This is a genomic window from Allobosea rubneri (assembly GCF_032464875.1).
GTDB lineage: Bacteria > Pseudomonadota > Alphaproteobacteria > Rhizobiales > Beijerinckiaceae > Allobosea > Allobosea rubneri.
This window is the reverse complement of sequence record NZ_JAWDID010000080.1, coordinates 1-19,618: the sequence shown is the minus strand read 5'-3', so window position 1 is coordinate 19,618 and position 19,618 is coordinate 1. Positions and strand designations below refer to the sequence as shown.

At 65.4% G+C, this 19,618-nt stretch carries 15 protein-coding genes and 1 tRNA gene; all 16 read right to left on the bottom strand.

All coding sequences use genetic code 11. From position 1 onward, the window contains the following. A partial coding sequence (locus RKE40_RS27695) for a GTP-binding protein (RefSeq protein ID WP_316021385.1) occupies positions 1-523 on the bottom strand: 523 nt, incomplete at its 3' end. A 55-nt stretch (positions 524-578) separates the two neighbouring features. Continuing rightward, positions 579-2,654, bottom strand: a complete 2,076-nt coding sequence (gene fusA, locus RKE40_RS27690) for an elongation factor G (RefSeq protein WP_316021384.1) — start codon at positions 2,652-2,654, stop codon at positions 579-581. 36 nt (positions 2,655-2,690) lie between these two features. Further along, the gene (gene rpsG, locus RKE40_RS27685; RefSeq protein WP_066480219.1) at positions 2,691-3,161 is read right to left on the bottom strand and encodes a 30S ribosomal protein S7; all 471 of its coding nucleotides are present in this window, start codon (positions 3,159-3,161) and stop codon (positions 2,691-2,693) included. A gap of 71 nt (positions 3,162-3,232) precedes the next feature. Further along, on the bottom strand, positions 3,233-3,604 hold the full coding sequence (gene rpsL, locus RKE40_RS27680) for a 30S ribosomal protein S12 (protein ID WP_066480217.1): 372 nt from the start codon (positions 3,602-3,604) through the stop codon (positions 3,233-3,235). 466 nt (positions 3,605-4,070) lie between these two features. Beyond that, on the bottom strand, positions 4,071-5,060 hold the full coding sequence (locus tag RKE40_RS27675; RefSeq protein ID WP_316021383.1) for a helix-turn-helix transcriptional regulator: 990 nt from the start codon (positions 5,058-5,060) through the stop codon (positions 4,071-4,073). Between the two features lie 257 nt (positions 5,061-5,317). After that, a complete protein-coding gene (gene rpoC, locus RKE40_RS27670; protein WP_316021382.1) occupies positions 5,318-9,493 on the bottom strand; it encodes a DNA-directed RNA polymerase subunit beta' in 4,176 nt (1,391 codons plus the stop codon). A 127-nt stretch (positions 9,494-9,620) separates the two neighbouring features. Next, positions 9,621-13,742: a DNA-directed RNA polymerase subunit beta gene (rpoB, locus tag RKE40_RS27665; protein ID WP_316021381.1), complete on the bottom strand. Its 4,122-nt coding sequence runs from the start codon at positions 13,740-13,742 to the stop codon at positions 9,621-9,623. Positions 13,743-13,988: 246 nt separating this feature from the next. Continuing rightward, complete coding sequence (gene rplL, locus RKE40_RS27660) at positions 13,989-14,369, bottom strand: 50S ribosomal protein L7/L12 (protein ID WP_316021380.1); 381 nt, start codon at positions 14,367-14,369, stop codon at positions 13,989-13,991. Positions 14,370-14,420: 51 nt separating this feature from the next. Continuing rightward, the gene (gene rplJ / locus RKE40_RS27655) at positions 14,421-14,936 is read right to left on the bottom strand and encodes a 50S ribosomal protein L10 (protein WP_316021379.1); all 516 of its coding nucleotides are present in this window, start codon (positions 14,934-14,936) and stop codon (positions 14,421-14,423) included. Positions 14,937-15,481: 545 nt separating this feature from the next. After that, complete coding sequence (gene rplA, locus RKE40_RS27650; RefSeq protein ID WP_316021378.1) at positions 15,482-16,180, bottom strand: 50S ribosomal protein L1; 699 nt, start codon at positions 16,178-16,180, stop codon at positions 15,482-15,484. Between the two features lie 13 nt (positions 16,181-16,193). Beyond that, entirely contained in the window at positions 16,194-16,625 is a 432-nt protein-coding gene (rplK, locus tag RKE40_RS27645) for a 50S ribosomal protein L11 (protein WP_316021377.1), read from the bottom strand. 325 nt (positions 16,626-16,950) lie between these two features. Then, positions 16,951-17,484, bottom strand: coding sequence for a transcription termination/antitermination protein NusG (gene nusG, locus RKE40_RS27640; protein WP_316021376.1), 534 nt, complete (start codon positions 17,482-17,484; stop codon positions 16,951-16,953). A 15-nt stretch (positions 17,485-17,499) separates the two neighbouring features. Beyond that, positions 17,500-17,694, bottom strand: coding sequence for a preprotein translocase subunit SecE (gene secE / locus RKE40_RS27635; RefSeq protein WP_066480198.1), 195 nt, complete (start codon positions 17,692-17,694; stop codon positions 17,500-17,502). A gap of 473 nt (positions 17,695-18,167) precedes the next feature. Continuing rightward, a tRNA-Trp gene (locus RKE40_RS27630) sits at positions 18,168-18,243 on the bottom strand. Between the two features lie 82 nt (positions 18,244-18,325). After that, positions 18,326-19,225, bottom strand: coding sequence for a dihydrodipicolinate synthase family protein (locus tag RKE40_RS27625; protein ID WP_316021375.1), 900 nt, complete (start codon positions 19,223-19,225; stop codon positions 18,326-18,328). 262 nt (positions 19,226-19,487) lie between these two features. Further along, positions 19,488-19,618: EF-Tu C-terminal domain-related protein (locus tag RKE40_RS27620; RefSeq protein ID WP_449249597.1), on the bottom strand; the 131-nt coding region annotated here is incomplete at its 5' end.

Genomic DNA, 19,618 nt, shown 5'->3' with positions numbered 1-19,618 from the left:
CCGAGCCCTTGGTGATCGGGATGTCGTCGCCCGGGAAGTCGTACTTCGACAGAAGCTCGCGGATCTCCATCTCGACCAGCTCGAGCAGCTCGGCGTCGTCGACGAGATCGACCTTGTTCATGAACACCACCAGCGCGGGAACGCCGACCTGGCGCGCCAGCAGGATGTGCTCGCGGGTCTGCGGCATCGGGCCGTCGGCCGCCGAAACCACCAGGATCGCGCCGTCCATCTGCGCCGCGCCGGTGATCATGTTCTTCACATAGTCGGCGTGCCCGGGGCAGTCGACGTGCGCATAGTGGCGCGCAGCCGTCTCGTACTCGACATGCGAGGTCGAGATCGTGATGCCGCGGGCCTTCTCCTCAGGCGCCTTGTCGATCTGGTCGTACGCCGTGAACGACGCGCCGCCCACCTCGGCCAGAACCTTCGTGATCGCTGCCGTCAAAGACGTCTTGCCATGGTCGACGTGACCAATCGTGCCGATGTTGCAGTGCGGCTTCGTGCGGGAGAACTTCTCTTTGGCCATGTCAGCCTCCGTCCGTCAAATCTTGTTCAAGTGTTCGGTTTAAGTCGTTGTCAGTTCAGGCGTACTTGGCCTGGACCTCGGCGGCCACCGCCGAAGGAACCTGCTCATAGTGGTCGAACTGCATGGTGTAGTTGGCACGCCCCTGGCTGAACGAACGCAGCTGGTTGACGTAGCCGAACATGTTCGCCAGCGGCACCATCGCGTTGATGACGACGGCGTTGCCGCGCATGTCCTGGCCCTGGATCTGGCCACGACGCGAGTTCAGGTCGCCGATGACCGAACCGGTGTAGTCTTCCGGGGTCACGACCTCGACCTTCATGATCGGCTCGAGCAGCACCGCGCCAGCCTTCTGCAGGCCTTCGCGGAGACCGGCACGCGAGGCGATTTCGAAGGCCAGAGCCGACGAGTCGACTTCGTGGAAGGCGCCGTCGGTCAGCGTGACCTTGACGTCCACGACCGGGAAGCCGGCGAGCACGCCCGAGCCGATGACCGAGTTGAGGCCCTTCTCGACGCCCGGGATGTACTCCTTCGGAACCGTTCCGCCGACGATCTTCGACTCGAACTCGAAGCCCTTGCCGGTCTCGTTCGGCTCGACCGTGAACTTGACACGGGCGAACTGGCCGGTACCGCCGGTCTGCTTCTTGTGGGTGTAGTCGACGTCGACCTTCTTGGTGATGGTCTCGCGATAGGCAACCTGCGGCGCGCCGATATTGGCGTCGACCTTGTAGGTCCGGCGCAGGATGTCGACCTTGATGTCGAGGTGCAGTTCGCCCATGCCCTTGAGGATGGTCTGGCCGCTCTCCTGGTCGGTCGAGACGCGGAAGGACGGATCCTCGTTCGCGAGCTTCGACAGGGCGAGGCCCAGCTTCTCCTGGTCGGCCTTGGACTTCGGCTCGATCGCGATCGTGATGACCGGCTCGGGGAACTCCATGCGCTCGAGGATCACCGGCTTGATGGGATCGCACAGCGTGTCGCCGGTGCGGACGTCCTTGAGGCCGGCCAGGGCGACGATGTCGCCGGCGAAGGCTTCCTTGATGTCCTCGCGGTTGTTCGCATGCATCAGCAGCATGCGGCCGACACGCTCCTTCTTGTCGCGCGTCGAGTTGATGACGCCCGCACCAGCCTCGACCTTGCCCGAATAGACGCGGCAGAAGGTGATGGTGCCAACGAAGGGGTCGTCCATGATCTTGAAGGCGAGCATGGAGAAGGGATCCTCGTCGGTCGGGCGACGAACGGTCTCTTCCTCGGTCTTGAAGTCGATGCCCTTGATCTCGCCGCGATCAACCGGCGACGGCAGGAAGTCGACGACGGCGTCGAGCAGGGGCTGCACGCCCTTGTTCTTAAAGGCCGAGCCGCACAGCACCGGGTGGAAGGCGCGGCGCTGCACCGCGGTGCGGATCAGCTTGCGCAGGGTGTCGGCGTCGGGCTCGGTGCCCTCGAGATAGGCTTCCATCGCCGCATCGTCCATCTCGACGGCGGCTTCGATCAGCTTGTTGCGGTACTCGGCGGCCTTGTCGGCGAGATCGGCCGGGATGTCGCGCTCGTTATAGGACGCGCCGAGAGCCTCGCCGTCCCAGACGATCGCCTTCATCTTGATCAGGTCGATGACGCCCTGGAAGTCCGACTCGGCCCCGATCGGGATCTGCAGGCAGACCGGCTTGCCGGCGACGCGGTCGATGATGTCCTGGACGCAACGGAAGAAGTCGGCGCCGATCTTGTCCATCTTGTTGACGAACACGACGCGCGGAACGTCGTACTTGTCGGCCTGGCGCCAGACCGTCTCGGTCTGGGGCTCGACGCCCTGGTTGCCGTCGAGCACGCAGACGGCGCCGTCGAGCACGCGCAGCGAACGCTCGACTTCGATGGTGAAGTCGACGTGGCCGGGGGTGTCGATGATGTTCAGGCGGTTGTCGCGCCAGAAGCAGGTCGTCGCGGCGGACGTGATCGTGATGCCGCGCTCCTGCTCCTGGGCCATCCAGTCCATGGTCGCCGAGCCGTCATGCGTCTCGCCGAGCTTATGGTTCTTGCCCGTGTAGAACAGGATGCGCTCGGTCGTCGTCGTCTTGCCCGCATCGATGTGGGCCATGATGCCGAAGTTGCGATAGCGATCGATGGGATGGGAACGGGCCATGGAAGTGCTCTGTCTTTCCGGGGGGTCGCGGACGGATTACCAGCGATAGTGCGAGAAGGCGCGGTTGGCTTCCGCCATCCGGTGCGTGTCTTCGCGCTTCTTCACGGCGTTGCCGCGGTTGTTGGCGGCGTCCATCAGCTCGGCCGAAAGACGCTCGACCATGGTGCGGTCGTTGCGCGCGCGGGCGGCGGCGATCAGCCAGCGGATCGCGAGAGCCTGGCGGCGCTCCGAACGGACTTCGACCGGAACCTGGTAGGTCGCACCGCCGACGCGGCGGGAACGGACCTCGATCGCCGGAGCGACGTTCTCGAGGGCGCTCTTGAAGACGGCGAGCGGATCGCTCTTCAGCTTGCCTTCGATGATGTCGAACGCGCCGTAGACGATGCCTTCGGCGGTCGACTTCTTGCCTTCGTACATGACGGAGTTCATGAACTTCGTCACGATCACGTCGCCGAACTTGGCGTCCGGGATGATCTCGCGTTTTTCGGCGCTATGGCGGCGGGACATCGTCTAGTCTCCGGTCAAATCTCAAAAGCTGCGAACCGGCCGGTCTTTCGGCCAGCCGGTCAGGCAGAAAATCACTTGGGACGCTTGGCGCCGTACTTCGAGCGGCGCTGCTTGCGGTTCTTGACGCCCTGCGTGTCGAGCACGCCGCGCAGGATGTGATAGCGCACGCCGGGAAGGTCCTTGACGCGGCCGCCACGGATCATGACGACCGAGTGCTCCTGGAGGTTGTGCCCCTCACCCGGAATGTAGCCGATGACCTCGAAGCCATTGGTCAGGCGCACCTTGGCGACCTTACGAAGCGCCGAGTTCGGCTTCTTCGGCGTCGTCGTGTAGACGCGCGTGCAAACGCCGCGCTTCTGCGGGCAATTTTCAAGCGCCGGAGCAGAATTGCGCGCCTTGACGGGCGAACGGGGCTTGCGGATCAGCTGGCTGATTGTCGGCATTTAAGGCCTCTCGCTCCCTTGAGCGTTTGGAAAATCTCATGGTCCTTCCGGCACCGGCGTAGCCATGACACAAACGAAGCCGCGCCATCGGCGCCCTTTAAAGAGGCCTCAGGCGCGTTCGCCATGCAGAGGAACACGGGAAACCCGCATTCATGCGTCCTGCCATGTCGTCTATCGACGCTGGAATTCCGACGGAGTTTCGGTCGCGAAATTCGCTCACAACTAATGGTAAGCGACAAACGTGTCCGACAGCCGTCGACAGTGGCGCGCTTATGACTCAGCTGGAGATTCGCGTCAAGTCCGGATTTACGATGCGTTCAGTCTTGTCTCTGAGACAAGCTGCCGCTCCGGCGCATGCCTCCAACCTAGCGCCCCTCGGGAGCGGAAGCCAAGCCTGCCGCCCCCCTGACACGCAGCCTTGCACAGGATCGATTGCCGCGCCCTGGCGCACGCCTCCTCTCCTGCTTCAGGCCGTCCCCTCGCCCGTCGCGCCGATCCGTGCTCCGCGCAGCAGCCCGACCAGCTCGGCCTGCCTGTGCAGTCCCGTCTTCGCCATCACCCGCTTCAATGTGGTGCGGGCGGTTTCCTCGGTCACGCCGAGCGTCGCCGCAGCATCGCGCGGACGGCTGCCGGCGGCGATCAGCGCCGCAAGCCTGGCCTCGGCCGGCGTCAGGTCGAACAGCCCCTGCACGACTGCCGCACTCGGCGCGTCGCCGAGCACCACGGGCGTCACCACCAGGATCGTGCTGGCCCGCGCGAAGACGTCATGTGCCGCACCGCGGACCGGCGAGAGATGGACGATGAGCGGCGGCCGGTCGCCCTCCTGGGCGATCGGGATCGAACGCACCGCGGCGCCCACCCGCATCTGCCCCATGGTCGCCAGCGCGGCCTCCAGCAGCGCGTCGGCTGCGGGATTGGTCAGGGTCAGCCGCGCGAGACGGTCCTGCGCCACATCCGGGATCATGCCAGCCAGCGAAGCGTTGATCGAGAGTGGTCGCCCGCTCCGGTCTAGCACTGCCGCCGGCAGCCCCATCGCCTCGAGTGCCTGCGTCGCACCGCGCGCCCGCTCGAAGTCGAGCCGCGCCGAGAGCAGCATCGCGCGTGCCAGATGCGGTCGCAGGCCATCGAGCTTACGGATCTGGGCCGCATCGACGGGACCCTCCCGCCGCTCCCGCTCGGCATGCAGGATGAAGGCCTCTCCGCTCGGCGAGACGATCGAGGTCGCGACGCCGATGCCGAGCCCGCGTGGCACCAGGAAATCCGCATAAACCGGTTCCAGCGCCATCTCCTCCTCGGTGAAGATGTCGATATCGCGCAGGAAGCCGGCATGGTTGCGGCCGATCAGCCGGGCCGTACGCCCATTGCCGGGGAAGCGCTCGAAATGGATCGTGACGACCTCGTCGAATTCCGGCGAGGACGAGATCCAGCGCGCCTGCCCGCCGGCCACGGTCACCATGACCGCCCCTGCCCCGCGCATCTCGCTCTGGAACCGTCTCAGTATCTCCGGCCACAGCTCAGGAAGGACTGCGGCCTCATAGAGGCTTTCCAGGAAACGCTCATCCATAGCCCCAGCCCATCAAGCAGCGCATCGTCAGCCCCCCGGCACGTTTCGCTGCGTAAGCTTAGGCAGATCGGCCGCCCGAGCGTCAAGACAAAGTAAAACGGCCGCCCGAGGGCGGCCGTTCCACATTGGTATGAGCCTGTTGGCCGCGCTTACTCGGCGGCCGGCAGCACCGCGGCCGCGGCCTTCGCCGCCGCATCGGCCTTCTGCCCGACGATGAGATCGTCGCGGCGCGTCGCCACCTGCTTGATGCGGGCGACCTGAGCACCCGTACCCGCCGGGATCAGCGAGCCGACGATGACGTTCTCCTTCAGGCCCTCGAGCGTGTCGTGCTTGCCGTTGACCGCCGCCTCGGTGAGGACGCGGGTGGTCTCCTGGAAGGACGCCGCCGAGATGAAGGAGCGGGTCTGCAGCGAGGCCTTGGTGATGCCGAGCAGGACCGGAACGCCGGAGGCCGGCTTCTTGCCCTCTTCGCGCATCTTGGCGTTGACCTCTTCCAGCTCGATGCGGTCGATCTGGTCGCCGGTCAGGATGTCGGTGTCGCCGCCATCCGTGATCTCGACCTTCTGAAGCATCTGCCGGACGATCACCTCGATGTGCTTGTCGTTGATGCCGACGCCCTGGAGGCGATAGACCTCCTGGATTTCGTTCACCAGATAAGCCGCCAGCTCCTCGACGCCCTTGATCGCCAGGATGTCGTGCGGGGCCGGGTTGCCGTCGAGGATGTAGTCGCCCATCTCGACGACGTCGCCGTCCTGGAGATGGATGTGCTTGCCCTTCGGGATCAGGTACTCGAGCCCTTCGGAGCCGTCATGCGGCGTCAGCGTGACGCGACGCTTGTTCTTGTAGTCCTTGCCGAAGCCGATGACGCCGGCCTTCTCGGCGATGATTGCCGCGTCCTTCGGACGGCGCGCCTCGAACAGCTCCGCCACCCGCGGCAGACCGCCGGTGATGTCGCGGGTCTTGGCCGAGTCGGTCGAGACACGGGCGAGCACGTCGCCGGCCTTGATCGAGGAGCCCGGCTCCACCGAGATGATGCCGTCGACAGGCAGGATGTAGCGGGCATCGCCACCGCGGGCGAGCTTCGCGATCTTGCCGTCGGGGCCCTGCACGGTAAGCGCCGGCTTGAGGTCCGAGGTACGCGCCGAGCCGCGCCAGTCGATGACGACGCGCTTGGAGATGCCCGTCGCCTCGTCGGTCGTCTCGGTGATCGACATGCCGTCCACGAGGTCCTCGTAGCCGACATTGCCGTCCACTTCCGCCAGGATCGGGCGGGAATAGGGGTCCCACTCGATCAGGCGCTGGCCGCGCTTGACCTTGTCGCCCTCGTCGACCCGCAGCTTCGAGCCGAACTGGACGCGGTGCACCGCGCGCTCGGCGCCATCCGGACCGACGATCACGATGGCGATGTTGCGCGCCATGGCGATCAGGTCACCGTCGGAGTTCCGCGCAACGTTGCGGTTGCGCATCTTCACGACGCCTTCGAAGTTGGACTCCACGAAGGACTGGTCCGCGATCGTGGCGGCGCCGCCGATGTGGAAGGTACGCATGGTGAGCTGCGTGCCCGGCTCGCCGATCGACTGCGCCGCGATGACACCGACGGCCTCGCCCATGTTGACGGGCGTGCCGCGGGCGAGATCGCGCCCGTAGCAGGTCGCGCAGACGCCGTTCTTGGTCTCGCAGGTCAGCACCGAGCGGATCTTCACCTCCTGGACACCGGCGGCGTTGATCTTCTCGATATGGCTTTCCTCGATCATCGTGCCCTTCGGCACGAGGACATTGCCGTCGATATCCGTGACGTCCTCCGCCGCCGAGCGGCCGAGGATGCGGATGCCGAGCGAAGCCACGACCTGGCCGGCATCGATGATGGCGCGCATCTTGATGCCGTTGTCGGAGCCGCAATCGACCTCGGAGATGATCGCGTCCTGCGCCACGTCGACGAGACGACGGGTCAGGTAACCCGAGTTCGCCGTCTTCAGCGCGGTGTCGGCGAGGCCCTTACGGGCGCCGTGGGTCGAGTTGAAGTACTCGAGAACGTCGAGGCCTTCCTTGAAGTTCGAGATGATCGGCGACTCGATGATCTCGCCCGACGGCTTGGCCATCAGGCCGCGCATGGCGGCGAGCTGGCGCATCTGCGCCGGCGAACCACGGGCGCCCGAGTGCGACATCATGTAGATCGAGTTTATCGGCTTATCGCGGCCGTTCTCGTCCTTCTTCACGGTCGAGATGCGGGCCATCATCTCCTGGGCGAGCTTGTCGGAGCACTTCGCCCAGGCGTCGACGACCTTGTTGTACTTCTCGCCCTGGGTGATCAGGCCGTCCTGGTACTGCTGCTCGTAATCCTTGGCGAGGACGCGGGTCGTATCGACGATCTCCCACTTGTTCTCGGGGATCACCATGTCGTCCTTGCCGAACGAGATGCCGGCCTTGAACGCGTGCTTGAAGCCGAGGCCCATGACGCGATCGCAGAAGATCACCGATTCCTTCTGACCGCAGCCGCGATAGACGGCGTCGATCATGTTGGAGATCTCCTTCTTCGTCATCAGCTTGTTGACGACGTCGAAGGTCATGGCCGGATGCTCCGGCAGCGCGGTCGAGAGGATCACGCGGCCAGGGGTCGTGTCGTAGATCTTCGTATACGGCTGGCCATCGGCACCGACGCCGGTCCAGCGGTATTTGATCTTCGAATGCAGCGTCACGACCTTCTCGTGCAGCGCGTATTCGAGCTCGCCGAAGTCACCGAAGACCTTGCCCTGACCCGGCTCGCCATCGGAGATGATCGAGAGGTAGTAGAGGCCGAGCACGATGTCCTGCGACGGCACGATGATCGGCAGGCCGTTCGCCGGGTGCAGGATGTTGTTGGTCGACATCATCAGCACGCGCGCTTCCAGCTGCGCTTCCAGCGACAGCGGGACGTGCACGGCCATCTGGTCGCCGTCGAAGTCGGCGTTGAACGCGGCGCAGACCAGCGGGTGCAGCTGGATCGCCTTGCCCTCGATCAGCACCGGCTCGAAGGCCTGGATGCCGAGGCGGTGCAGCGTCGGCGCGCGGTTCAGCAGCACCGGATGCTCGCGGATGACCTCGTCCAGGATGTCCCAGACCTCGGGCTTCTCCTTCTCGACCAGCTTCTTGGCCTGCTTGACCGTGGTCGAGTAGCCCTTGGCGTCGAGGCGCGCATAGATGAACGGCTTGAACAGCTCGAGCGCCATCTTCTTCGGCAGGCCGCACTGGTGCAGCTTCATCTCCGGGCCGACGACGATGACCGAACGGCCGGAGTAGTCGACGCGCTTGCCGAGCAGGTTCTGGCGGAAGCGGCCCTGCTTGCCCTTCAGCATGTCGGCGAGCGACTTCAGCGGGCGCTTGTTGGCGCCGGTGATGACGCGGCCGCGGCGGCCGTTGTCGAACAGGGCGTCGACCGACTCCTGCAGCATCCGCTTCTCGTTGCGGATGATGATGTCAGGCGCGCGCAGCTCGATCAGCCGCTTCAGGCGGTTGTTGCGGTTGATGACGCGGCGATAGAGGTCGTTCAGGTCGGAGGTCGCGAAGCGGCCGCCATCGAGCGGAACCAGCGGACGCAGATCCGGCGGGATGACCGGGATCATGGTCATCACCATCCATTCCGGCTTGTTGCCCGAAAGCTGGAAGGCCTCGATGATCTTGAGGCGCTTCATCAGCTTCTTCGGCTTCAGCTCCGAAGTGGTGGTCGCGATCTCATGCTTCAGGTCGGCGTTGATCTGGTCGAGATCGAGCGCGCGCAGCATCTCGCGGATGGCTTCCGCGCCGATCATCGCGGTGAAGGTGTCCGCGCCGTACTCTTCCTGGCAGCGGACATACTCTTCCTCGGAGAGCAGCTGCCGGTCCTTGAGCGGGGTCAGGCCCGGCTCCAGCACCACATACGACTCGAAGTAGAGGATGCGCTCGAGGTCCTTGAGCGGCATGTCCATCAGCAGGCCGATGCGCGAGGGCAGCGACTTCAGGAACCAGATATGGGCGACCGGAGCGGCGAGCTCGATATGGCCCATGCGCTCGCGCCGGACCCGCGCCAGCGTCACCTCGACGCCGCACTTCTCGCAGATCACGCCCTTGAACTTCATGCGCTTGTACTTGCCGCACAGGCACTCGTAGTCCTTGATCGGCCCGAAGATGCGGGCGCAGAACAGCCCGTCCCGCTCCGGCTTGAAGGTGCGGTAGTTGATCGTCTCGGGCTTCTTGATTTCGCCGAACGACCAGGACGCGATCTTCTCCGGGCTGGCGATCGAGATCTTGATCGCGTCGAAAGCCTGCTGCACCGGCTGCTGGCCGAAAAGGTTCATGACCTCTTGCTTCATCGCCTGTCTCCTGAAGCCGGTGGGGTTTTAGAAAACCGCCCTGCCCGGCTTTTTGATCCATCGGCCGGCGGCGTGAGTGCCGCCGGCATGAGTAACGAACGCTGCCGTGCCCCTGAGGGCGCGGCGCTTACTCGGCCGCCTCGGCCGGGGGCAGCTCGCCCGGCTTCAGCTTGTTGCTGATCAGCTCGACATTGAGGCCAAGCGACCGCATTTCCTTGACGAGCACGTTGAAGCTCTCCGGAATGCCGGCCTCGAAATTGTCCTCGCCGCGCACGATCGACTCGTAGGCCTTGGTACGGCCCGCCACGTCGTCCGACTTCACCGTCAGCATTTCCTGCAGCGTGTAGGCGGCGCCGTAGGCTTCGAGCGCCCAGACCTCCATCTCGCCGAAGCGCTGGCCGCCGAACTGCGCCTTGCCGCCCAGCGGCTGCTGGGTGACGAGCGAGTACGGACCGATCGAACGGGCGTGGATCTTGTCGTCGACCAGATGGTGCAGCTTCAGCATGTAGATGTAGCCCATCGTCACCTTGCGGTCGAAGGGCTCGCCAGTCCTGCCGTCATACAGCGTGGACTGCCCGGAGCTGTGCAGGCCGGCCTGCTCCAGGAGCCGCTCGATATCGGCCTCCTTGGCGCCGTTGAAGACCGGAGTCGCCATAGGCACGCCGCGGCGCAGGTTCTGGCCCATCTCGATGAGCTCGTTCTCGTCCATCGAGGCGATGATCTCGTTGTCCTCGTAGACGGCGTCGAACGAGGCCCGCAGAGCCTTGGCGTCGTGCGCCTTCTTGTAGGCGTCGATCGCCTTGCCGATCTGCTTGCCGAGGCCGGCGGCGGCCCAGCCCAGATGGGTCTCCAGGATCTGGCCGACGTTCATGCGCGAAGGCACGCCCAGCGGGTTCAGCACGATGTCGGCATGGGTGCCGTCCTCGAGGAACGGCATGTCCTCCGCCGGCACGATGCGCGAGACCACGCCCTTGTTGCCGTGACGGCCGGCCATCTTGTCGCCCGGCTGGATCTTGCGCTTCACCGCGACGAAGACCTTGACCATCTTCATCACGCCCGGAGGCAGCTCGTCGCCGCGCTGCAGCTTCTCGACCTTGTCGAGGAAGCGCTGCTCGAGGCGCTTCTTCGACTCGTCGTACTGCTTCCGCATCGCCTCGATTTCGGTCATCAGGGCGTCGTCCGCCGTGGCGAACAGCCACCACTGCGAACGCGGGAACTCGCTCATCGCCTCGCGGGTGATGACCGTGTCCTTCTTGAAGCCCTTCGGACCGGCGAGGCCGGTCTTGCCGGTCAGGATCTCGGCCAGACGCGCGAAGGTGTTGCGGTCGAGGATCGCCTGCTCGTCGTCGCGGTCCTTGGCGAGACGCTCGATCTCCTCGCGCTCGATCGCCTGGGCGCGCTCGTCCTTGTCGACGCCATGGCGGTTGAACACGCGGACCTCGACGATCGTGCCCTGCACGCCCGGCGGGACGCGCAGCGAGGTGTCGCGGACGTCCGAAGCCTTCTCGCCGAAGATGGCGCGCAGCAGCTTCTCTTCCGGCGTCATCGGGCTTTCGCCCTTCGGCGTGATCTTGCCGACGAGGATGTCGCCGGCCGCCACTTCGGCGCCGATATAGACGATGCCGGCTTCGTCGAGGTTCTTCAGCGCCTCTTCCGAGACGTTCGGAATGTCGCGCGTGATTTCCTCAGGGCCCAGCTTGGTGTCGCGGGCCATGACCTCGAATTCCTCGATATGGATCGAGGTGAAGATGTCTTCTGAGACGATCTTCTCCGAGAGCAGGATCGAGTCTTCGAAGTTGTAGCCGTTCCAGGGCATGAACGCGACGAGCACGTTCCGGCCGAGCGCGAGCTCGCCGAACTCGGTCGACGGGCCGTCCGCGACGATGTCGCCCTTCTTGACGATGTCGCCGACGCGGACCAGCGGGCGCTGCGTGATGCAGGTCGACTGGTTCGAGCGCTGGAACTTCTGCAGGCGGTAGATGTCGACGCCCGGCTTGGTCGGGTCCATCTCGTCGGAAGCGCGGATGACGATACGGGTCGCGTCGACCTGGTCGACGATGCCGGCGCGGCGGGCCGCGATGGCGGCGCCGGAGTCGCGGGCAACCGCGGCCTCCATGCCGGTGCCGACGAACGGCGCGTCGGCGCGGACCAGCGGCACCGCCTGGCGCTGCATGTTCGAGCCCATCAGCGCGCGGTTCGCGTCGTCGTTCTCGAGGAACGGGATCAGCGCGGCGGCGACCGAGACGACCTGCTTCGGCGAGACGTCCATGAAGTCGACCTTGTCGACCGGCGTGACGATCACTTCGCCGGCGCGGCGGCAGACGATCAGGTCATCGGTCAGACGGCCTTCCTTGTCGACGACCGCGTTCGCCTGGGCGACGTTGTACTTCGCCTCCTCCATGGCCGAGAGATAGATGATCTCGTCGGTCTGCCTGCCGTCGCGGATGCGCCGGTACGGGCTCTCGATGAAGCCGTACTTGTTGACGCGGGCGAAGGTCGCGAGCGAGTTGATCAGGCCGATGTTCGGGCCTTCCGGCGTCTCGATCGGGCAGATGCGGCCGTAGTGCGTGGTGTGCACGTCGCGCACCTCGAAGCCGGCGCGCTCGCGGGTCAGACCACCCGGGCCAAGCGCCGAAAGACGACGCTTGTGAGTGACTTCCGAGAGCGGGTTCGTCTGGTCCATGAACTGCGAGAGCTGCGACGAGCCGAAGAACTCGCGCACCGCGGCGGCCGCGGGCTTCGCGTTGATCAGGTCCTGCGGCATCACCGTGTCGATGTCGACCGAGGACATGCGCTCCTTGATGGCGCGCTCCATGCGGAGCAGGCCCAGGCGATACTGGTTCTCCATGAGCTCGCCGACCGAGCGCACGCGGCGGTTGCCGAGATGGTCGATGTCGTCGATCTCGCCCTTGCCGTCGCGCAGGTCGACCAGCGCCTTGACGACCGCGAAGATGTCCTCCTTGCGCAGGATGCGCACGGTGTCCTCGGCGTCGAGGTCAAGGCGCATGTTCATCTTGACGCGGCCGACGGCCGAGAGGTCGTAGCGCTCGGCGTCGAAGAACAGCGACTGGAACATGTTCTCGGCGGTCTCGAGCGTCGGCGGCTCGCCCGGGCGCATCACCCGGTAGATGTCGAACAGCGCCTCTTCACGACGCGAGTTCTTGTCGACCTTGAGGGTGTTGCGGATGTAGGGGCCGACCGTGATGTGGTCGATGTCGAGCACCGGCAGGTCCTCGAAGCCCGCATCGAGCAGGGCCTTGAGGCTCTTCTCGTCGATCTCGTCGCCGGCCTCGGCGAAGACCTCGCCGGTCTGCGGGTTGACGAGGTCCTCGGCGATGTACTGGCCGTAGAGATCGTCGTCGCTCGCGCGCAGGAACTTCAGGCCCTTCTCGGCGAGCTGGCGCGCGGTGCGGGCGACCAGCTTCTTGCCGGCCTCGACCACGACCTCGCCGGTGTCGGCGTCGATCAGGTCGACGCTCGCCTTGAAGCCCTTCATGCGCTCGGCATCGTAGGGCACGCGCCAGCCGTCGCCGTCGCGGGTGTAGCTGATGTGGTTGTAGAAGCGGTTGAGGATCTCCTCACCGTCCATGCCGAGCGCGAACAGCAGCGAGGTCACCGGGATCTTACGCTTGCGGTCGATGCGCGCGTAGACGATGTCCTTGGCGTCGAACTCGATGTCGAGCCAGGAGCCGCGATAGGGGATGATGCGGGCGGCGAAGAGCAGCTTGCCCGAGGAATGGGTCTTGCCCTTGTCGTGGTCGAAGAACACGCCCGGCGAACGGTGCATCTGCGAGACGATGACGCGCTCGGTGCCGTTGACGATGAAGGTGCCGTTGTCCGTCATGAGCGGCATCTCGCCCATGTAGACATCCTGCTCCTTGATGTCCTTGACCGACTTGGCCTGGGTGTCCGGGTCGATATCGAACACGATCAGGCGGAGCGTCACCTTGAGCGGCGCCGAGAAGGTCATGCCGCGCTGGCGACACTCGTCGACGTCGTATTTCGGCGGCTCGAAGGTGTACTTCACGAATTCGAGCAGCGAGGCGCCCGAGAAATCGCCGATCGGGAAGACGGACTTGAAGACCGACTGCAGGCCCTCATCCCCGCGGCCGCCTTTCGGCTCGTCGATCATCAGGAACTGGTCGTAGGACGCCTTCTGAACCTCGATGAGGTTCGGCATCTCGGCGACTTCCTTGAGCTTTCCGAAGAACTTGCGGACGCGCCTGCGGCCCTGGAGAGAATTGACCATGGTGTTCCTCGCAATCTCGGACGGCTCACCCGGCGGTCCGGGTCTCGAAGGCGGTCAGGCCGCCGGGTGAGCCGTTCGGCGCTCAACGGCGCCGACTTGAACTGGGTAGGCCGTCGCGCCGTCGCGCTGGGCCCTTTTTCACGCGCCGTCCCGGAAGCCGGAAACGACGCAACAGCCCCGGAGGCGGCGAACCACCCCGGGACTGTCTTAGTCGACTAGTTTCGGACCGGCATCAGCCGGCCCTGCTCACTTGAGCTCGACCTTGGCGCCGACGGCCTCGAGCTGCTTCTTGAGCTTCTCGGCCTCGTCCTTGGCAACGCCTTCCTTGAGCGGCTTCGGAGCGGCTTCGACCAGATCCTTGGCTTCCTTGAGGCCCAGGCCGGTGATGGCGCGGACTTCCTTGATCACCTCGATCTTCTTGTCGCCGGCCGCGGCCAGGACAACGGTGAACTCGGTCTGCTCTTCAGCAGCGGCGGCAGCGCCACCACCAGCAGCCGGGCCAGCCGCGACGGCGACGGCGGCGGCGGCGGAGACGCCCCACTTCTCTTCGAGCATCTTGGCGAGGTCAGCAGCCTCGAGAACGGTGAGCGACGAGAGTTCGTCGACGAGCTTGGCGAGATCGGCCATAGTTTAGCTTCCTGATGTAAGAGGTTCGAACGATAAGGGTTTGACGGCTGCTCAGGCAGCGTTCTTGTCGGCGTAGGCCTTGACCACGCGCGCCAGCTTCCCGGCAGGCGCGTTCGTGAGCTGCGCAAGCTTGGTCGCCGGGGCCTGGATGAGGCCGACGATCTTGGCACGCAGTTCATCGAGCGAAGGCATCGTGGCCAGGGCCTTGACACCATCGGGGTTCAGGGCGGTCGTGCCCATCGCGCCACCCAGGATCACGAGCTTGTCGTGGTCCTTGGCGAAAGCGACGGCGACCTTCGGCGCCGCGACCGGATCGCTGGAATAAGCGATCAGGGTAGGTCCCTTCAGCAGCGAGCTGATGGACGCGACGTCGGTGCCTTCAAGAGCGATCTTGGCCAGCCGGTTCTTTGCGACCTTCACGGTGGCGCCATTGGCCTTCATCTCGCGACGAAGCTTCTGGAACTGGGCCACCGTCAAACCCGCATAGTGGGCCACGACGACGACCGACGTGTTCGCGAACACGCCGTTCAGCGACGCGACGGCATCAGATTTTGCCGCTCTATCCACTGGGCTCTCTCCGGTAGGCGACAGGCTTTCACACCCGCCGCCAGTTGCACGTGCCGCTCTTCGAAAGTGGTCGGTTGACACCGACCCCTCGCTGGAGCGACGCTCAGTGCCCTGTCCCCTGCCATGGCCGAAGCCGTGATCGGGCGAGATGGTTCGAACCTCGTTCGGCGCCCTTCGGCACCGGCAGAGTTCTTGCACCGTCTATGCAGGCCTCTTGGCGAAATTATGCCCACGGACGAACCGGGAGCACCTGCAGTCTCAGACAGGACTGGACGCCAGGCTCTGGGAAATCGCTTTCCCGCTCCCGGCATCCATTCTTCGGCGGCGAACCACCGAAAAACGCGAAACGGACCTCCTCGTGACAAGCACGCGGAAGCCCCGACACTTATGGAAACACGAGGAGGCTCATAGCGGCTCCCCCGGCTTCTGCCAAGTGGTAATCCTCGCGGCATTCCGCAAGGCGGGGCAGCGGCCGCATGAGGCGGCCGCGCAAGCAGGATGCGAAAAGCCGGAACCGACCCTCCGCGCCCTGCCCCAGAACGGCCTCAGCCGCCCATCACCGTGTTCGGCTCGATCTTGACGCCCGGACCCATGGTCGAGGAAATCGCGACGCGCTGGATATAGGTGCCCTTGGCGCCAGCCGGCTTGGCCTTCGAGACCGAGTCGACGAACGCCTTGATGTTCTCCGAGAGCTTCTCGGCGTCGAACGAGACCTTGCCGACGGCGGCATGCACGATGCCGGCCTTCTCGACGCGGAACTCGACCGAACCGCCCTTCGAGGCGGCGACGGCGTTGGTCAGGTCCATGGTAACCGTGCCGACGCGCGGGTTCGGCATCAGGCCGCGCGGGCCGAGCACCTTACCGAGGCGGCCGACGAGGCCCATCATGTCCGGGGTCGCGATGCAGCGGTCGAAATTGATTTCGCCCTTCTGCACGCTCTCGACCAGATCCTCGGCGCCGACGATGTCGGCACCGGCCTTCTTGGCCTCCTCGGCCTTGGCGCCGCGGGCGAAGACGGCGACGCGCAGGACGCGGCCCGAGCCGTTCGGCAGGTTGCAGACGCCGCGGACCATCTGGTCGGCGTGACGCGGGTCGACACCGAGGTTCATCGCGACCTCGACGGTCTCGTCGAACTTGGCGCTGGCGCGATCCTTGATCATCGCGACGGCTTCGGCGAGCGGGTAGAGCTTGGTACGGTCGATGCCCTCACGGGACTTGACGACGCGCTTTCCAACATGAGCCATGTTCAGTTCCCCCTCAGCCCACGACTTCCAGGCCCATGGACCGGGCAGAGCCGCGGATCATGGTCATGGCGGCATCGACGTCGCTGCAGTTGAGATCGGCCATCTTCTTCTCGGCGATCTCCTTGACCTGCGCGGCGGTGACCTTGCCGGCGGCGCCACCCTTGCCCGGGGTCTTCGAACCCGAGGTCAGGCCGGCGGCCTTCTTCAGGAAGTAGGACACCGGCGGCTGCTTCATCTCGAAGGTGAAGGAGCGGTCCTGATACGCGGTGATGATCACCGGGATCGGCATGCCCTTTTCCATCTGCGCGGTCTTCGCGTTGAAGGCCTTGCAGAATTCCATGATGTTGAGGCCGCGCTGACCGAGCGCAGGACCGATCGGCGGCGACGGATTGGCCGCGCCCGCCGGAACCTGAAGCTTCACGTAACCCGTGATCTTCTTTGCCATGATGGCTGCTCCTGCCGTCCGCCCCGGCGCCTACCGGAACGACGACGCCCCGCCCGGGAACCGATATCGTTCCGGATCGGGGTGGTTGCAGAGCGTGGTGCGGCAGGAAGTCCCGGTTGGCAGCCGGCCTTACCTTCCACGCATGTGAGGCGCGCCCTATGGCACAGGCCGATCGGAAAGGAAAGCCCTTCAGACGGAACTGCCGGCCGCAAGCCTCACGGCAAGCAAAAACCCGCGCCGGATGCCGGCGCGGGTCTAGCAAAACCGGATTTGAGAGGCCCAGGAGCCTCCGACACGATTGCGTGACCGGACCGCCCGAATCGCCTCAGAGCTTCTCGACCTGGCCGTATTCGAGCTCGACCGGCGTGGCGCGACCGAAGATCGAGACCGCGACCTTCAGGCGGGCGCGACCGTGGTCGACATCCTCGACGACGCCGTTGAACGAGGCGAAGGGGCCGTCGGCGACCTTGACCTGCTCGCCGATCTCGAAGACCACCGTCGGCTTCGGACGCTCGATGCCCTCGGCGACCTGGCCCTTGATCCGCATCGCCTCATGCTCGGGGATCGGCATCGGCTTGGCCTTGTCGGCGCCGAGGAAGCCGGTGACCTTCGGCGTGTTCTTGATGAGGTGATAGACCTCGTCGGTCATCTCGCACTTCACCAGCACATAGCCGGGGAAGAACTTGCGCTCGGCGTCGACCTTGCGGCCGCGGCGGACCTCGACGACCTTCTCGGTCGGGACCAGCACTTCCTCGAACTTGTCGGCGAGATTGCGCTGCGCCGCCTGATCCTTGATCGACTGGGCGACCTTGTTCTCGAAGTTCGAATAGGCGTGGACGATGTACCAGCGAGTGTTCACGTTCGTAGGTTCCGTTCAGCGCGCGCCGAGGATGAGGCCGAGACCCCAGCGGATCATCGTATCGGCGAAGAGGAAAAACAGGCTGAAGACCAGCACCATGACCAGCACCATCCCGGTGGTGATCAGCGTCTCGCGGCGCGAGGGCCAGGTCACCTTGGAGGCTTCGCTGCGCACCTGCTGCAGGAAGCTGAACGGGTTCGTCTTCGCCATCGGGCCGTCACCTTAAGGTTCCGGAGCGCCGCCGCGCAGAAGTGCGCGAGCGACGATTCGGTACGTCCTGAAAGATTCGCGGCGCGGGGCTCAGGGAGCCGCGCGCCGTCGTGAGCCGCTTCTTACAACGCTATGGCGCGCTAGCCAAGCGCTTTCGCGGCAGCGTCCGGAAGCCGGGGCAGGAGCGGGTTCGAAACAGTCACGCCGCGGCGCGCCATTGCTCGCCGGGAGAGCGGCGAGACCGACGCCTAGACGATGCAGAGCCAGGTCAGGATGCCCATGGCGGACAGGGCGAAGAGCGAAAGGCTGGCGATGGCGTCTGGCGGCAGATGATGCATGGCTCGGATCCGGGAATTGCCCGTCCCGGTAGCCCTCGCCCATGACAGTCGCGCGACGCCGCAGCGCCACGACGAAAAAGGGCGGCTCCACCGCAGTGGAACCGCCCTTTCCGATCGCTCATCGCGATGAAGTCCTGGCAGGGGCGGCAGGGCTCGAACCTGCGACACCCGGTTTTGGAGACCGGTACTCTACCAACTGAGCTACACCCCTGTAGTCGCGGGTTGCTTAGCCCGAACGGCGCCGGCATTTCAAGTCGAAAACACACGGCGCCGTGGAAAGTTCACAACCCCGCTCAGGCGGCATAGGGACCGAGCTGTTCGGCATAGCGCTTGACCAGCTCCAGCCCGAAGGCGCTCGGCCGCTGCGCCGGGCTGCGATCATGGATTTCGATGCCTGCGCGGGCCCCGAAAATGCGCTTTCCGTAGCAGAGCAGGCTCTCGATCGACTGCATGATGAAGACGATCGCGGGCAGCACCTCGCGATAGGCCTCCTCCGCCCCCTCGGCATCGCCGGCGAGGAAACGGTTATAGGCGCGCAGCGCGTAGTCGATCGTATCGGGCGCCAGGAGCAGGCCGACGCAGCCGGCGCGCAGATTATCGGCGAGCTCCAGCCCGCCGCGGCCGTTCATCACCGGCAGGCGCCCCTCGATGACCGAGATCAGCTGCTGGATGTCGGTGGCCGGCCCCTCGCCCTTGATCAGGCAGATGTTGGGGTGCTGGCGCACCAGCTCACGGATATCCTCCGAGGAGAGGCCGCGGCCCATATAGGCCGGCGCATTCTGGATCGCGACCGGCAGCGAGGTCGCCTCGGCGATTCGCCCGAAAAAGCGGATGTATTCGGCCGCGCCGAAGGAGCCGACCATCGGCGGCTGCAGAATCACCCAGTCGGCCTTGGCCGCTTCGGCGGCCCTGACCTGCTCGACCTGCTCGGCGACCGAGCCGCCGAACATGGTGAAGGCGAGCGGCACCTTGCCGGCAACGTCCTCCGCCACCCAGTCGATCACCGTCCGGCGCTCCGCCAGGCTGAGCTTGGAGACCTCGGTGGCGAGCCCGAGCGCCGCCATGCCGTGGACCCCGAGGCCGAGGCAGATTTCGGTCTGCCGCTTCATCGCCGCCCGGTCGAGCCGCTCCTGCGCGTCGAAGAGCGCGAAGGCGATAGCATGAATGCCGGTGAAGGGCGGCTTGAAGGCCATCTCGAATTCCTCCGTGAGATTCGTGCGGGTTGTCCCGCCGGTTCCGCCCCATTGAGCACAGGGCGCGCCGCACGTGCAGCGGCGTTTGCGACGGTCCCCTGTCCGGGCGGCGCATGCATAAAGGAAAAGGGCGGTGTCGCCACCGCCCTTCCCGGATTCCGTCCCGGCCGTAAAGGCCGGGAGATGCCTCTTCGCTTACGCGAAGATCGAAGCGACGACGCCGCAGAGTTTGCGGTTCCCGCGAACGTCCTTGTTGCTTCGATCAGGCGAGGATCGAAGCGACGACGCCGGCGCCGACGGTGCGGCCGCCTTCGCGGATGGCGAAGCGCAGCTTCTCTTCCATCGCGATCGGCACGATCAGGTGCACTTCCATCGAGATGTTGTCGCCCGGCA

What these genes read in the sequence shown, in the direction of transcription:
- secE (WP_066480198.1), bottom strand. Translation starts at nt 17,694, where the DNA reads ATGGCGAAGACGAACCCGTTCAGCTTCCTGCAGCAGGTGCGCAGCGAA.
- rpoB (WP_316021381.1), bottom strand. Translation starts at nt 13,742, where the DNA reads ATGGTCAATTCTCTCCAGGGCCGCAGGCGCGTCCGCAAGTTCTTCGGA.
- RKE40_RS27675 (WP_316021383.1), bottom strand. Translation starts at nt 5,060, where the DNA reads ATGGTGACCGTGGCCGGCGGGCAGGCGCGCTGGATCTCGTCCTCGCCG.
- fusA (WP_316021384.1), bottom strand. Translation starts at nt 2,654, where the DNA reads ATGGCCCGTTCCCATCCCATCGATCGCTATCGCAACTTCGGCATCATG.
- RKE40_RS27625 (WP_316021375.1), bottom strand. Translation starts at nt 19,225, where the DNA reads ATGGCCTTCAAGCCGCCCTTCACCGGCATTCATGCTATCGCCTTCGCG.
- rpoC (WP_316021382.1), bottom strand. Translation starts at nt 9,493, where the DNA reads ATGAAGCAAGAGGTCATGAACCTTTTCGGCCAGCAGCCGGTGCAGCAG.
- rplL (WP_316021380.1), bottom strand. Translation starts at nt 14,369, where the DNA reads ATGGCCGATCTCGCCAAGCTCGTCGACGAACTCTCGTCGCTCACCGTT.
- rplA (WP_316021378.1), bottom strand. Translation starts at nt 16,180, where the DNA reads ATGGCTCATGTTGGAAAGCGCGTCGTCAAGTCCCGTGAGGGCATCGAC.
- rpsL (WP_066480217.1), bottom strand. Translation starts at nt 3,604, where the DNA reads ATGCCGACAATCAGCCAGCTGATCCGCAAGCCCCGTTCGCCCGTCAAG.
- rplK (WP_316021377.1), bottom strand. Translation starts at nt 16,625, where the DNA reads ATGGCAAAGAAGATCACGGGTTACGTGAAGCTTCAGGTTCCGGCGGGC.
- rpsG (WP_066480219.1), bottom strand. Translation starts at nt 3,161, where the DNA reads ATGTCCCGCCGCCATAGCGCCGAAAAACGCGAGATCATCCCGGACGCC.